We start from the raw sequence: 12,910 nt of genomic DNA on the forward strand, positions 1-12,910 counted from the left end.
CCCGGCACGGGACGGGATCACCCCGCAGGGGTGGTTGCCACCTCGCCGAACGAGGCGCGGGACGCAAAGCCGCGGCTCACCTGCCGGACGTGCCGTTCTCGGATGTGCCGTACCCGGACGGGCCGTACCAGGAGGTCCGGCAGCCCAGCCGGACGTGGCCGTCCGGGGTGCGGTGCAGGCGCAGCCCGTCCGTGGCGCCCGCGCCCGGGTCGCCGTTGAGCGCGTCGGTGCCGGGCGGCAGTCCGGGCGCCTGAAGGGTGTTGTCACGCCCCACCTGCAGCCAGGCGGGCGCCCCGGCCGCCCCTGCCCGGTCGTCGTAGTCGGTGACCGCGATGCCGATGCTGCTGCTGTCGACCGTCACCTGGAGCCGATAACTCGCCGCGGTGCTGTGCCCGATGACGTAGTGCGCGGCCACGCGGGTCGCGTCCCCCATGCGTTTGACCAGCCAGGCAGGGACACCGGCCGTCGCCAGGACCGCGCAGGCCGCATCGCCCACGGCCTGGTAGCTGCCCGCGATGCGCCGCGTCTCCAACGTCAGCGAGAACAGCGACTCCACCGGCACCGCCCGCCGGGCGTCGTAGTTCCGGGCGTGGGGCAGTGCCTCGATCCGCACCGTCTGGGCCATTGCGTCCTCCCCGGGCTCCGGCAACCTCAACTCGGCGTTGTGCGCGCCGACTTGGTTCCCAGACTCTGTCAAGGCGCTATGTTGGACATCACCCCGATCGGGGCATCTCACTCGGTAAGAACCTTTTTCTCCGGCCTCACCCCCGGAGAACCAGGTTCCCCTTCTCCCCAACCCCCTCTGCACCCTCCGCTCTCCGCACCCTCTGCACCCTCTGCACCCTCCGCACCTCTGCACCCTCCGCACCTCTGCACCCTCCGCACCTCTGCACCCTCCGCTCCCTCTGCACCCTCCGCTCCCTCTGCTCTCTCCGCGCTCTCCATGTCGTCACCCCGGACCCCGGTGGCTCCCCGTCCCACCCGACCATCCGGCCCCCGGGAGGTGGGCCGTTCGCAGTGAGGATGCCGCCATGAACCACGGCGTTCCGCCCCCTGCCGGGCATCTGCGCATCTACCGGGCCGACGGCCACACGGTCATCGAGTTCCACGGTGAGATCGACATCGCGGCGGCGCTGACGATCCTGCCGGTCCTGGATGCGGCGACCACGCCGCACGAGACGCTGATCGTCATCGACCTCACGCCGGTCACCTTCTTCGACTGCTCCGGCCTGGCCCTGCTCAGCCGCGCCCGCAGCCGCCTGGAGGAACATAGCGGCGACCTGCTCCTGGTCTGCCCCCACCCCTTCATCCTGCGAATGCTGCGCATCCTGGGCCTCACCGCACGCTTCCGCCCGGCCCCGACCCTGGAGGACGCGTTGGGCGAGCGCCGCCCGGAGCGTGAGCTGAACTGAGCCGCGCCGAGCCGCGCCGAGCCGAGCCGAGCTGAGCCGAGCCGAGCTGAGTCGGAGAACGACGAAGGCCCCCACCGGCGAACCGGTGGGGGCCTTCGTCTGCCCTTGCGGGCGAGTGAGGAACTCGGGGCGAAGCTGCAGCGCTACACAGATGCGGGGCCGCTCCGCCCTGCTGCGATCCGCACACGGGCTGTTCGCCAAGGCCCTTGTCGGGCCCGATCGTTGCCGTCAGGCGCCCGCCTCCTGCTTCCCCGCGCTGCCTCGTCTACGCAGTTCGCCCCCCCCGTGGCAGCTCGCTCGGAACCAACCGGCGAGGAATGTGATCAATGCATGTGTAGCCACTGAATGGCCCGATGCTGTTCGAGAACGGGAGTTGAGTTGAGGTTCACGGTCCGTCCCCTGTTGTCTGGCAGACCCGCTGTGGCCGTGTTGGCCGCGGTCGGTATCACCGCGGGTGTGCTGATCGGCCAGGAGGGGATGCGCACTGTGGTGGGCTGCGGCGCGGCCGACGACCCCTACCCCTCCCAGACCGCGGCGGACTGGAAAGCGGGCGCGGACCACGTGGTGGTGGCGGTGCCGGCCTCCGAGCGGGAGGGCAACAGGCAGGACGCAGCCAAGCCGGCGGTGCGGTACACCGTCGACCGGGCGGTGACGTTCCGGAAGGAGAAGGTGCTGTGGTCCGCTGCCACCCCTCGGCATGAGCTGGGCACCGAGTTCGACATGACCGCCCCGGGCTGGTCGGTGTACCGCAACGGCAAACGGGTCAAGGGCACCGCCCCGGAGGCGCCCCGGCTGGAGACCGGTCACACCTACGTCCTCGCCCTGCGCTGGGACGCCGACCAGTGGATTGTCCTCGGCGAGGGCGCGGCCGTGCCGTTCGACGACCATGTGGCGGGGCGAGGGGAGTGGTGCGGCCAGGTGCTGAGCGAGGACGACTTCGCCAAGGGCGAGCGGTTCTCGCAGCGCGACGACCACAGTCTGGAGCACGCCGTGCGCGGACAGGACGAACACGCCATCTCCCGCGAACTCGCGAAGGCGAGCAGCAGGAAGAGGCCGTAGCCCAGCTCGGCAAACGCACCGGGCCGCCGCAGCGGCACGGATGCGCGCCCGGTACATGCACGTGACGGCGACCTTGCTCCGCAAGGTCGCCCAACAAGTGGGAGACGCGCTCTGGGCCCCGCCTGCCCCCGGCTCCATCACGGAAGAAAATTCCGACTGAGACGGAAACTGAGTCGGAGAACGGCGAAGGCCCCCACCGGCGAACCGGTGGGGGCCTTCGTCTGCCCTTGCGGGCGGGTGCGGAGGATACGAGATTCGAACTCGTGAGGGGTTGCCCCCAACACGCTTTCCAACTGTGGTGGTGGTTCCGAGGGCTCTGAACGGGTCCGTTCACCTGCGTTCATGGGCGCCCGGTCGTGAGAGCGGCTACCGACCTTCGTCCTGCCCTGAACGGCGGTGAACGGCGGTGAATGAGACGGAGACTGAGACGGAAGCGTGCCTCCGCCAGCAGACCAGCCCGATGGAGTCTGCGAGGGGCGCCGCGTACTGGAGCCCTCCTCGGCCATATCCCAGTGCATCGGGAAGATCAGGGAACGGCGCAGCGGTTACGTCACAGGTCAGTAGACTCGTTCCAGTCACCTCAACTTGGCGAGCGGCCATGGCCCGTTGATGCGTGATCACAGCCGTTCAGCTGCCCGGGGGCCGGATGTCTCTTTTCTCGTCGATTGATGTTGCAGCAACTGTTACGAGCATTCCCTTTGCAGTGGTTGGATTCGGAGTGACAATTTGGCAGTCGCGTCAGGCGAAGACGGCCGCTGAGGCGGCTCGGGATGCCGCGCGAGAGGCAACTGACAACATTAGTCGTGCATCGCTACTCGTTCTCATACCTCAAATGCAGAGAGTTGAAGAAGAGCTAGAGAGGGCTGTGCGTGACAAGTCGACTGATCTCGCACTCTCTTGGCTGTCGACTTGGAGATGGCAGGCCGGACAAGCACGAGGATTTCTTTCCTCGTCGACGGCAGATGAAGTAGAGGTCCTCTCGGCCCTCCAGGCGTCTGTCACAGCCGCTAGATCCGCCAAAGCCAAACTGATCGATTCGCAAAGTGTCGATATTGTTGCAGCTACCAAGCAGGCGCTTTCTGCCATAGGTAAGGTGACAGGGGAGTTGGGGGCATTGGCTGCCAGCTATGGAATCCAGATGGGAGGGGGTAGCGGTGACTAGCATCGATCCTGTCGAGAAGGTTGATCAGATCGTCAAGATGCTGTTGCGCTTGACAAGGAGTCGGAAGCTGGATTGGCAGACGGATGACCCCTGGAATAAATCCACGTACACCGTTTCCCTTCCTGGGTATTCTGCATCAATTTCCAGTGAAGATAATGACGGCCTGCATCCATTTCATCTAACCCTATTTGACTCGCAAGGGCAGCCATTCGAAACGATCAGCTCTGAGCGGGACATGGACGGTGATTGGGACCGGCGCAGTTATTCCCTAGGTGAACTGTATGAGGCGGTGCGTAGGCGGGTGCTTAATACCGATGTCGCGCTTGACAACTTTCTGACCGAGCTTAAGGGAATCGACGAAACTCCATTCTGAGGCTCGGGTAGCGCTCCAGGTCGGTGGAGCGGCTTTGGGCTGGAGCTGCTTTGGGGCGAGTGATCATGGCCCCGTAAGCTCATCGCGAGTCGGGCAGTCTGTGGACCTGCCCGTAAAGCACGACGTTGGGGCCATGATCTTAGAGGCTCGCCCCAAAGTGGCTGCCTAAAGCCGTGTAGCCGACCGCCCCAGCCACGATGTACCCCTTCTCTGAGGTCAGTTGGCTGCTAGCTCATGTCGCGCGGCCTGGTGGACCGGGCCGGAGCGGGGCGGAGACAGGAGCGGCGGCCCGGGGAGCCGGGCCGCGCGCGGGGAGCGGAGCGAGCCGCCTTGAACCAGTAGAGAAAGTTGTAACTCAGTCGGGCCGGTGGGGTTTCGAGGCTAAGTGGGCCCCGCCTGGCATGAGTTCAGGCTTCTGGTCGTCTGCGAGAGGTAAGAAGAGCACTGGGCGGATCGTCCACGTCACGCGGATGCCTGCGTAGGTCACCGTGAGCGTGCGGGGTTCGGCGTTGAGGAGTGCTCGTCTGGTGTCGATGCGGCTTTCGTAGAGCCAGTCCCATGTGTCCGTGGGGGCGTTCGGGGTGAGTTCCTTCGTGATGACGTGGAGCGCTGTGGGGAGCCAGCCGTCCGCCTGGGCTGCCGAGTAGGCGCCGAAGGCTGTGGTCACCGTCGGGTGGTCCGGAGTCGTGAGGTCTTCCGCCCGGCACTCGCACCAGAAGCCGCAGTGGAGTTCGGCGGCGCCTACGTCGGGGTTCAGCATGGGTGTCCACCTGGAGGTCGTGAGTCCGTGAAGAGCTCGGCCGTCACCGTGTGGCCGCCGTTGCTGTTCCGCACCACCACCCGGTGGGCCAGCGCGCTGACCATGCCCAGACCCCGCCCGTGAGTCGCCTCCTCGTCGGGGTGCTTGGCCTTCGGGGCTGTCTCCGCGTCCCCGCCATCAGTGATCGACAGCGCGATGACCTGGGCGGAGACCGCCAGCGCCAGATGGAAGCTGCCTGCTGGCCGGCCACTCGCCGTGTGCAGGATCGCGTTCGCGCTCAGCTCGCTCACGATCAGTTCCGCGTCCTCCGCCAGCGGCGATCCGCGCAGGATGTCACGGGTCCAGCGGCGGGCTCTGCTGACCTCTTCAGGGAAACCTGGGCAAGTGAGGCCCCAGACTCGGGCGGTGCTCGTATACTCGTGCATACAAGTTCCTTCGTGCTGGTAGGCCGCCATGTGCAGCGGGTTCGAGCTAGACGAGTTTCACGCCGTCATGGGCGCGGATCGCTGGCGGGGAAGTGGCGTCGAGTGCGTCCAGGACGCGGATCGCGTAGGCCTCGTCGGCGAGTTCGGTGACTTCTTCGCGGGTCGCCCAGCGCAGAGCTCGGGTCTCGTCGCCGGTGGTGGGCGTACCGTCGGCGGCCTCGCAGCGGAAGACCATGGAGACGATCAAGCCCGTCATGTTCTTGTAGATGCCGGTGAGGGTCGCCGGAAGCACGATCTTGATTCCGGTCTCTTCGAGGACCTCGCGTTGCAGGGCCTCGGGGATGGTTTCCTCGCGTTCGAGGATGCCGCCCGGGGGTTCCCACTTGCCGTTGTCGCGGCGCTTGATCAGAAGGGCCCGGCCCTGGTCGTCGACGATGACTCCGGCAACGCTCACGGAGTGCGGACGGTCAGTGCTCACGGTCCTCGACCCTCTCGGAGGCCTTTCGGATGGCTAGGCTCTCCACCGTAGCAACAACACTCGCCCACTCGTCTAGATACCTAAAGGAGTACACGTGACGTCACTCCCGAGCCTGCTCGGCGATATCGATCCCACGAGTGATCGTGCGGTCTTTCGGCAGATCGCCGACCAGCTGCGCGAGGCCATCGACCGTGGGCGATTCAAGGAGAGCGAGAAGCTGCCCTCGGAGGCCGAACTCGTCGAGCACTACGGCGTATCCCGGATGACCGTCCGGAACTCCTTCTCCGTGTTGCAGGGCGAGGGCCTGGTCCACGCCGAGCACGGCAAGGGTGTGTTCGTACGCCCGCGGCCTCCCGTGCGACGGCTCGCCTCCGACCGGTTCGCCCGCCGCCACCGCGAGCAGGGCAAGTCTGCCTTCATCGTCGAGGCCGACGCCGCCGGTAGCCACCCGCAGGTGGACAGTCTGGAGGTGAAGGAGGAGAAGGCCGGTCAGGACATCTCCACCCGGCTCGGCTCGGTGCGGCGCGTGCTCGCCCGTCGGCGCCGGTACCTCCTCGACGGCCGCCCGGTCGAGTTCGCCACCTCCTACCTTCCGCTCGACATCGCGCGGGGTACGCAGATCGCCGAGCCCAACCCCGGACCTGGCGGCATCTACGCCCGCCTCGAAGAACTCGGCCACCACCTCGACCACTTCGAGGAAGAGATCCGCGCCCGGATGCCCTCGCCCGCCGAAGTGCGCACGCTGCGGCTGGCCTCCGGTGTGCCGGTCATCAGCCTGATCCGCACCGCGTACGACACGGAGGGACGGGCCGTCGAGGTCTGCGACACCGTCATGGCGGCGGACGCGTACGTCCTGTCGTACCAACTCCCCGCCACCTGACGGCTGGTGCGCGAGGCCGACTCACCCTCGGACTCGTATGCTCCAACAGGCCTACTCGTATAGACGAGTTGGCAAGTTGTGTGGCAAGGTGATGGCCACGCTCCCGGAGAACGGGTTGGCGTGACGCATCTTGTATAGACGAGTAGATGGGAAGTCCGTCTTGCGCACCATCCGTGTTGAGACCTCGGCCGCGACGATCCTGCTCACCGAAGCCCCTGAACCCAAGGTCCGCGACCGGCAGACCGGCGAGCTAGCCAAGGACGCCAAGACCGGCGAAGCCCTGATGACGATCGGCGTCGTGTACATCGAAGACGGCGAGTCCTCCCTGATGAAGGTCACCATTCCCGAGAGCGGTGTCGCCGAGGAACTGGTGCTCGGCGCCCCGATCTCGCTGCCTGGGTTGCTGGCCCGCCCCTGGGAAAGCGTCTTCAACGGTCAGCAGCGGCATGGCATCGCGTACCGCGCCGCCGCCGTCACTCCGGCCGCCTTCCCGAACCCGGCGCAGGCCGCGGCCTGATGAGCGCGCTCGCGACGCTCCTGGAGGTGGGTGGTCCCGTCGCCGCACTCGGTGCCGGTGTCGCCTACATCCGGGCCCGGCACCCTCGCCTGCACTGGTCCACGTTCGGGTTTCCCATATCCACGGCCCGACTTCTCGGCTCGTACGGCTCGGTCATGGAGGCCTGTGGCCTGACCACGGCTCCCACCCGATTCCGGCTGCTGGCGCTCAAGGCCACTGGTCGGGAGGTCCGTCCCGTGCCGCCGCGCATGAGGGGCATTCGGCCGACGTCGACCGGGCTGCGGTTACGCCTGAGGCTCGCTCCGGGACAGGAAACACAGGACATCGCAGCCTCGACCGAACGACTCCGTCACGCATGGGGAGTGCACGCCGTGTACGTCAGGGCGGTCAAGCCCGGCGTGGTCGAGCTGCGGCTCATCGGCTTCGACGTGCTGCGGCGGGTGCGGATGCCGCGCAAGGCGGCCGGGGCGGGACTCCTCAAGGTGCCGGTGGCCCTACGCGAGGATGCCACTCCCTTCGTACGCGACTACCGCGCCGTCCCGCACCAACTCACCCTCGGCGCAACCCTGTCTGGCAAGTCCATGTACCTGCGGCACCTCATCACCGGGCTCGCCCCGCAAGCCGTCGCCGTGGTCGGTATCGACTGCAAGCGCGGCGTGGAGCTGGCGCCGTTCGCACCGAGGCTCTCGGCCCTCGCCACCGACCCCGAACAGGCCGCCGAACTCCTGCCCGTCCTCATCAAGGAAATGGATGACCGGTACGACCTGATCAAAGCCCGGCAGGGGGTCGCATCGGGCACACCGGCCGAAGAGATCACCTCTGACGTCTGGGGGCTACCTGATCGCGAACGCCCCGTCCCTGTGGTGCTGTTCGTCGACGAGGTCGCCGAGCTCTTCCTCGTCGCGACCAAGAGGGACGAGGAACGACGGGATGAGATGGTCACCCAGCTCATCCGGCTCGCACAGCTCGGCCGGGCCGCCGGGATCTACCTGGAGGTCTGTGGCCAGCGCTTCGGTGCCGAGCTGGGCAAGGGGGCGACCATGCTGCGGGCCCAGTTGACCGGCCGCGTCTGCCACCGCGTCAACGACGAAGCCTCCGCGAAGATGGCCCTCGGCGACATCGCCCCCGAAGCGGTCTCCGCAGCCTGCGCCATCGCTCCCGAGTCACCTGGCCTCGCTGTCGCCGGTGACTCCTCCGGGGGCTGGTCCCGCATCCGTACGCCGTATCTCTCCCTCGGCGATGCCGCCGAGACCTGCCACCGGTCGGCAGATCTGGTCCCCGACCTGCCCGCGCTGAAGCGCTTCCGGCCGACCGTCCCCGCACGGCCTGTATCCGGCACGCCTGCTCCCGTCGTCCGGCCGCGTCCGCTGGCCGACTAGGACGCCCACGTCCCACGCCCCTGCTGCTCGGTCGGCGTGACCGCCTCGCGCCACGTCCCTACCCCTCCCATGCCCGAACCCGGAACCGGAAGGAGTCACCGCATGCGCGCCCAACTGGCCCGTGTCGACGCCGTGCTCGTCCAAGCGGTCATCGCGGCCGCGCTGTCCTTCGCCCACCTCCACGACATCGCCTCGGCGGCCGGACAGGACGGCTGGAAAGCCTGGGCCTACCCCGTATCGGTCGACCTCCTGCTCGTCGCCGCCTGGCGTCGGCTGCGTACCGGCGAAGCGAAGACTGCGGGCTGGTGCTGGTTCGTCATCGCGCTCACGGCATCGCTCGGCGCGAACGTCGCCACCGCCGGACTCCTCGACATGGATGCTGTGCCTGCCTGGCTCCGCATCCTCGTCGCGGGCTGGCCCGCGGTCGCCTTCCTCGGCGGAACCCTGCTCGCTCACTCGGCCCCGCACGAGCCGCAAGAGCCCTCGTCTTCCGAGGACGTCGCCGTCCAAGAGGCCGCCGCCGAACCGTCGTCCGAGCCGCCCGCCCTCCCCGCCGTCGAGCCCGCCCCGGCAGCGGTATCCGTCCCGCCCGCACTGGTCGACCACGCCCGCAAGGTGGCCGCCGAGCACCACACCCGTACCGGCTCACCCATCGACATCCCGACCCTTCGCACCCGGCTTGGCGTCCCCGTGCCCATGGCCGAAGCCATCGCCACCCACCTCTAGGACACCCACCTCTGAGAGGAGAACCACATGACCGCCAAGCGCCGGTTCCGCTCCATCGTCCGCATCGGTCCCGTCCAGGTCGGCACCTCGCACAGCGACCGGGGCCGCAATCAGCACACCGCCGCCTGCACCGCACCCGGCTGCGGCTTCTCCACCGACTACGACAGTCGCGCCGCCGCCGAACTGGCCGCCCGCACCCACCACTGCCCTGTGCGCTGAAAGGACCCGACCCCGTGACCGTCAGCCTGCCGCTCGTCCTCGTCCTCGGCTTCTTCGCTTGGGGAGCGGTCAAGTTCCTCGGCGTCCGTACCTGGGTCGTCGTCGTGATCGCCCTGTTCGGCTTCCTGCTCTCGCGCACCTTCATGGCACCCGCCATCGACTCCGGCACACGGTCCGGCGTCGACATCGTCAACGGCTCACATGACTAGACGAGTAGATGAGGAGAGGTCCGTCGTGTTCCTGCCCAAGTACCCCGAGAACCCGTCTCCGCCGTCGGCCTACGTCCACACCCCGACCGAACCGGCGCCCGCCCGCCGCCCCGCTCCCCAGATCTCCATCAGCACCGGCGCCGTCGTGGCCGTGCTCGTCGGGGGAGTCGTCCTGACCGCGCTCCTGGCTGCCGTCGCCGTCGCGGCGATCTCTGTGGCCGTCGCTGCCGTGGTCCTGCGCTCGATGCTCCGAGACCAGCGTCGGCGCTGATCCGCCGGATACCTCACAGGCCCCCGGGGCGGCCTCGATACCGCCAAGCATCCGCCACCCCGGGGGCCCAACCCCTCCTGCCCGAAGCCAGAAGGAGAACCACCATCTTCACGCGCGCCACCCAGCCGCCGCCTCCACTTCGCGAACTCGGTGAGCTGGCCTCGCTCGGCACCATGCCCGCCCTCCTCCGCCAGCTCTCCGGCCTCGGCGGCTGCGCGAACCCGATCCGCCTCGACGGCCACCGCACCGAGTACGACGTGAACACCCGAACCGGCGAGATCGGCAACGTCCTCCACCACCTCGACTCGTCGTCCCTCCCGGCCGGGCAGCTCCTCACCCGCTGCAACAACCGCCGTACGACCCGCTGCCCGGCCTGCGCCGAGGTGTACCGGCGCGACACCTTCCACCTGATCACCTCGGGCCTCCGGGGCGGCAAGGGCACCCCGGAACGCGTCGCCGCACACCCCCGCGTCTTCGCCACCTTCACCGCGCCGAGCTTCGGCCCGGTCCACAACCGCCCGTCCGCTGCTGGCGGCTCGGTCCGTCGCTGCCGGTGCGGGCTCCTCCACGACCAGGACGACGACGTACTCGGCACTCCGCTCAACCCGTCGACATACGACTACGAGGCGGCCGTGCTCTGGAACGCCCATGCCGGGGCCCTGTGGCGGCGCTTCTCGATCTCCCTGCGCCGGGAGGTCGCCAAGCGAGCTGGCCTCTCTCAGCGCGCGTTCCGCGAGCACGCGCGGGTGTCCTTCGCCAAGGTCGCGGAGTACCAAAAGCGTGGGGCCGTCCACTTCCACGCCGTGATCCGGATCGACGGTCCCGAGGGCGGAGACACCCCGCCTCCGGCGTGGGCCACGGCTGACCTGCTCACCGACGCTATCGAGACCGCCGCTGCCAGCGTGCGCGTGGACGGTCCCGTCATCGACGGTCGCCCACACTCCTTCTCCTTCGGCCGCCAACTCGACGTGCGCACCATCCGCAGTGCCGACTTCGATGGTGGCCAAGAGCTGACCGACAGGGCCGTCGCCGCGTACATCGCGAAGTACGCCACCAAGGGCGCGGAGACCGCGACGGGCGCTCTCGACCGCCCGCTGAGGTTCCTCGCCGAACTGGCCCAGCTCGACATCAGCGAGCACGCCAAGCAGCTCATCCGTACCGCCTGGGCTCTCGGCGCCCGCAAGGACTTGGCGGAGCTCCGCCTTCGCGCCTGGGCCCACATGCTCGGCTTCCGCGGCCACTTCTCGACGAAGTCCCGCCGCTACTCGACCACGCTCGGAGCTCTCCGTAGCGCGCGGGCCGACTGGACGGCAGCCCGAGCCGCAGTGACATACGAAAATCCGTATGTGGTGCCCACGACCCTCGTCCTCGCCCACTGGGTCTACGCCGGAACAGGCCTGACCGACGCCGAAGCCTGGCTTGCCGAAACCATCGCACCCGCTCTGGGTACGGAAGGAGAACCGACCCGTGACTGAGTCCAGGTCCACCGGCACCGTCCTGGAGACGATCGATTCCGCCTTGGTCCTGCTGACCGTCGAGGAGGCTGCTCGGCGACTGCGCATCGGGCGTACGACTGCCTTCCGGCTCGTCTTGGCCGGAGAGATCGAATCGGTGACCGTCGGACGGCTGCGGAGGGTTCCGATCGACGCACTGCCCGCCTACGTGGCCAAGCTGCGGCACCGTGCCGCCGAAGCCGCCTGAGGGGGACGACATGGCAGAGACGAAGCGCACGCGTCAGCCCAACGGGGCCTCATCCATTTACCTCGGCAAGGACGGCAAGTGGCACGGTCGGGTGACGGTCGGCGTCCGCGATGACGGCAAGCCCGACCGCCGCCACATCGAGCGGAAGACGAAGGCCGAAGTGACCAAGGCCGTCCGCGAGATGGAGCGGGCGCGCGATGACCGGAAGCTGCGTAAGCCGGGCAAGGGCTGGACTCTCCAGAGCTGGCTTGAACACTGGGTCGAGAACATCGCCAAGCCGTACGTCTCCGAGAACACGTACGACGGGTACGAGGTCGACGTACGCGTCCACCTCGTTCCGGGCCTGGGCGCTCACAAGCTCGACCGCCTGGAGCCCGAGCACCTCGAACGCTTCTACCGGAAGATGCAGAGCGCCGGGAGCTCGGCCGGTACGGCCCACCATGTCCACCGGACGATCCGCGTCGCCCTCGGTGAGGCCGTACGGCGCGGGCACATCGTCACCAATGCGGCTGAGATCGCCAAGGCTCCTCGCCTCGAAGAGGAGGACATCGAGCCGTACACGATCGAGGAGGCACAGAGTCTCCTCCTGGAGGCGGCCAAGCTCCGCAACAGCGCGCGTTGGGTCGTGGCCTTGGCACTCGGTCTTCGGCAAGGGGAGGCGCTTGGGCTGCACTGGGAGGACACCGACCTCGACACGGGGTACGTCCGCATCCGCAAGAACCGGCTGCGTCCCAAGTACGCGCACGGCTGCGGTAACGATCCGTGTGGGAGGAAGGCGGGCTACTGCCCCAAGCGGGAGCAGACGCGGCGCGAGTACAAGTCGACGAAGTCCCGTGCGGGACGGCGCACGATCGGTCTGCCCGATCCGCTGATCAAGATTCTCCGCCAGCACCAAGAGGCCCAGGAGCGGGAACGGATCGAGACGGGCGCCGACTGGGAGCGCAAGGGGTACGTGTTCGCCTCACCGACTGGCGGGCCCCTGAGCCCGAACACTGACTTCCACGTCTGGAAGCGACTGCTTCGGGATGCTGGCGTGCGGGACGGACGTCTCCATGACGCCCGCCACACCGCGGCGACCGTGCTCTTGATCCTCGGCGTCCCGGACGTCGTGATCGACTCGATCATGGGTTGGGAGCCCGGGGGAGCGGCACGGATGCGCGCCCGGTACATGCACGTGACGGGGGCCATGCTCCGCAAGGTCGCCCAACAGGTGGGAGACGCGCTCTGGGCCTCGCCTGCCCCCAGCTCCAGCACGGAAGAAAAATCCGACTGAGACGGAAACCGAGACGGAGAACGACGAAGGCCCCGACCGGCGAACCGGTCGGGGCCTTCGTTTGCC

Annotated in this window: 17 protein-coding genes; 13 read left to right on the top strand and 4 right to left on the bottom strand. The window is 68.1% G+C overall.

All coding sequences use genetic code 11. The features are described from left to right. Positions 1–76: 76 nt before the first annotated feature. Positions 77–625 carry a hypothetical protein gene (locus ABZV77_RS26335; protein WP_356261464.1) on the bottom strand — a complete coding sequence of 183 codons (549 nt, stop codon included), beginning with the start codon at positions 623–625 and terminating at the stop codon, positions 77–79. A gap of 406 nt (positions 626–1,031) precedes the next feature. Here ABZV77_RS26335 and ABZV77_RS26340 point away from each other — a divergent pair, with 406 nt between their 5' ends. The 3 genes from ABZV77_RS26340 to ABZV77_RS26350 all read left to right on the top strand — a co-directional run bounded on the left by ABZV77_RS26340 (position 1,032) and on the right by ABZV77_RS26350 (position 4,006). Further along, positions 1,032–1,412, top strand: coding sequence for an STAS domain-containing protein (locus ABZV77_RS26340; RefSeq protein WP_356261467.1), 381 nt, complete (start codon positions 1,032–1,034; stop codon positions 1,410–1,412). 477 nt (positions 1,413–1,889) lie between these two features. Further along, on the top strand, positions 1,890–2,471 hold the full coding sequence (locus ABZV77_RS26345) for a hypothetical protein (RefSeq protein ID WP_356261468.1): 582 nt from the start codon (positions 1,890–1,892) through the stop codon (positions 2,469–2,471). 1,154 nt (positions 2,472–3,625) lie between these two features. After that, positions 3,626–4,006: a hypothetical protein gene (locus ABZV77_RS26350; RefSeq protein WP_356261471.1), complete on the top strand. Its 381-nt coding sequence runs from the start codon at positions 3,626–3,628 to the stop codon at positions 4,004–4,006. A gap of 355 nt (positions 4,007–4,361) precedes the next feature. Here the strand turns inward: ABZV77_RS26350 and ABZV77_RS26355 are convergent, their stop codons facing one another. Genes ABZV77_RS26355 through ABZV77_RS26365 form a run of 3 tightly spaced genes read right to left on the bottom strand, consistent with a single transcriptional unit; the run spans position 4,362 to position 5,645 of the window. Next, positions 4,362–4,766 carry a hypothetical protein gene (locus ABZV77_RS26355; protein WP_356261474.1) on the bottom strand — a complete coding sequence of 135 codons (405 nt, stop codon included), beginning with the start codon at positions 4,764–4,766 and terminating at the stop codon, positions 4,362–4,364. After that, positions 4,760–5,191, bottom strand: coding sequence for an ATP-binding protein (locus ABZV77_RS26360; protein ID WP_356261476.1), 432 nt, complete (start codon positions 5,189–5,191; stop codon positions 4,760–4,762). The genes ABZV77_RS26355 and ABZV77_RS26360 overlap by 7 nt, the downstream gene beginning before the upstream one ends. A 46-nt stretch (positions 5,192–5,237) precedes the next feature. Beyond that, a complete protein-coding gene (locus ABZV77_RS26365) occupies positions 5,238–5,645 on the bottom strand; it encodes an NUDIX domain-containing protein (RefSeq protein ID WP_356261638.1) in 408 nt (135 codons plus the stop codon). 118 nt (positions 5,646–5,763) lie between these two features. Between ABZV77_RS26365 and ABZV77_RS26370 the strand changes: the two genes are divergently transcribed. The 10 genes from ABZV77_RS26370 to ABZV77_RS26415 all read left to right on the top strand — a co-directional run bounded on the left by ABZV77_RS26370 (position 5,764) and on the right by ABZV77_RS26415 (position 12,844). Continuing rightward, the gene (locus ABZV77_RS26370; RefSeq protein WP_356261479.1) at positions 5,764–6,549 is read left to right on the top strand and encodes a GntR family transcriptional regulator; all 786 of its coding nucleotides are present in this window, start codon (positions 5,764–5,766) and stop codon (positions 6,547–6,549) included. Between the two features lie 160 nt (positions 6,550–6,709). After that, entirely contained in the window at positions 6,710–7,066 is a 357-nt protein-coding gene (locus ABZV77_RS26375) for a hypothetical protein (protein WP_356261482.1), read from the top strand. Further along, positions 7,066–8,445: an FtsK/SpoIIIE domain-containing protein gene (locus ABZV77_RS26380; RefSeq protein ID WP_356261485.1), complete on the top strand. Its 1,380-nt coding sequence runs from the start codon at positions 7,066–7,068 to the stop codon at positions 8,443–8,445. Before ABZV77_RS26375 ends, ABZV77_RS26380 begins: the two co-directional genes overlap by 1 nt. Before the next feature lie 102 nt (positions 8,446–8,547). Further along, on the top strand, positions 8,548–9,171 hold the full coding sequence (locus tag ABZV77_RS26385; protein WP_356261488.1) for a DUF2637 domain-containing protein: 624 nt from the start codon (positions 8,548–8,550) through the stop codon (positions 9,169–9,171). A 27-nt stretch (positions 9,172–9,198) separates the two neighbouring features. After that, the gene (locus ABZV77_RS26390) at positions 9,199–9,390 is read left to right on the top strand and encodes a mobile element transfer protein (protein ID WP_356261490.1); all 192 of its coding nucleotides are present in this window, start codon (positions 9,199–9,201) and stop codon (positions 9,388–9,390) included. A gap of 14 nt (positions 9,391–9,404) precedes the next feature. Next, the gene (locus tag ABZV77_RS26395) at positions 9,405–9,599 is read left to right on the top strand and encodes a hypothetical protein (protein ID WP_356261493.1); all 195 of its coding nucleotides are present in this window, start codon (positions 9,405–9,407) and stop codon (positions 9,597–9,599) included. Between the two features lie 25 nt (positions 9,600–9,624). Then, positions 9,625–9,870: a SpdD protein gene (locus ABZV77_RS26400; RefSeq protein ID WP_356261496.1), complete on the top strand. Its 246-nt coding sequence runs from the start codon at positions 9,625–9,627 to the stop codon at positions 9,868–9,870. A 173-nt stretch (positions 9,871–10,043) separates the two neighbouring features. Next, positions 10,044–11,345 (top strand): replication initiator, encoded by a 1,302-nt coding sequence (locus tag ABZV77_RS26405; RefSeq protein WP_356261499.1) that lies wholly within the window; start codon positions 10,044–10,046, stop codon positions 11,343–11,345. Next, on the top strand, positions 11,338–11,571 hold the full coding sequence (locus ABZV77_RS26410) for an excisionase family DNA-binding protein (RefSeq protein ID WP_356261502.1): 234 nt from the start codon (positions 11,338–11,340) through the stop codon (positions 11,569–11,571). Before ABZV77_RS26405 ends, ABZV77_RS26410 begins: the two co-directional genes overlap by 8 nt. 10 nt (positions 11,572–11,581) lie before the next feature. Continuing rightward, the gene (locus tag ABZV77_RS26415; RefSeq protein WP_356261504.1) at positions 11,582–12,844 is read left to right on the top strand and encodes a tyrosine-type recombinase/integrase; all 1,263 of its coding nucleotides are present in this window, start codon (positions 11,582–11,584) and stop codon (positions 12,842–12,844) included. The last annotated feature ends 66 nt before the right edge of the window (positions 12,845–12,910 follow it).

Origin of the sequence: Streptomyces sp. NPDC004732 (assembly GCF_040609235.1) — a bacterium.
Taxonomy (GTDB): Bacteria; Actinomycetota; Actinomycetes; order Streptomycetales; family Streptomycetaceae; genus Streptomyces.

Bases quoted from the DNA above. Each gene is read 5' to 3' on its own strand.
- ABZV77_RS26335 (WP_356261464.1), bottom strand. From the start codon at position 625: ATGGCCCAGACGGTGCGGATCGAGGCACTGCCCCACGCCCGGAACTAC.
- ABZV77_RS26340 (WP_356261467.1), top strand. From the start codon at position 1,032: ATGAACCACGGCGTTCCGCCCCCTGCCGGGCATCTGCGCATCTACCGG.
- ABZV77_RS26345 (WP_356261468.1), top strand. From the start codon at position 1,890: ATGCGCACTGTGGTGGGCTGCGGCGCGGCCGACGACCCCTACCCCTCC.
- ABZV77_RS26355 (WP_356261474.1), bottom strand. From the start codon at position 4,766: ATGCTGAACCCCGACGTAGGCGCCGCCGAACTCCACTGCGGCTTCTGG.
- ABZV77_RS26360 (WP_356261476.1), bottom strand. From the start codon at position 5,191: ATGCACGAGTATACGAGCACCGCCCGAGTCTGGGGCCTCACTTGCCCA.
- ABZV77_RS26380 (WP_356261485.1), top strand. From the start codon at position 7,066: ATGAGCGCGCTCGCGACGCTCCTGGAGGTGGGTGGTCCCGTCGCCGCA.
- ABZV77_RS26385 (WP_356261488.1), top strand. From the start codon at position 8,548: ATGCGCGCCCAACTGGCCCGTGTCGACGCCGTGCTCGTCCAAGCGGTC.
- ABZV77_RS26390 (WP_356261490.1), top strand. From the start codon at position 9,199: ATGACCGCCAAGCGCCGGTTCCGCTCCATCGTCCGCATCGGTCCCGTC.
- ABZV77_RS26405 (WP_356261499.1), top strand. From the start codon at position 10,044: ATGCCCGCCCTCCTCCGCCAGCTCTCCGGCCTCGGCGGCTGCGCGAAC.
- ABZV77_RS26415 (WP_356261504.1), top strand. From the start codon at position 11,582: ATGGCAGAGACGAAGCGCACGCGTCAGCCCAACGGGGCCTCATCCATT.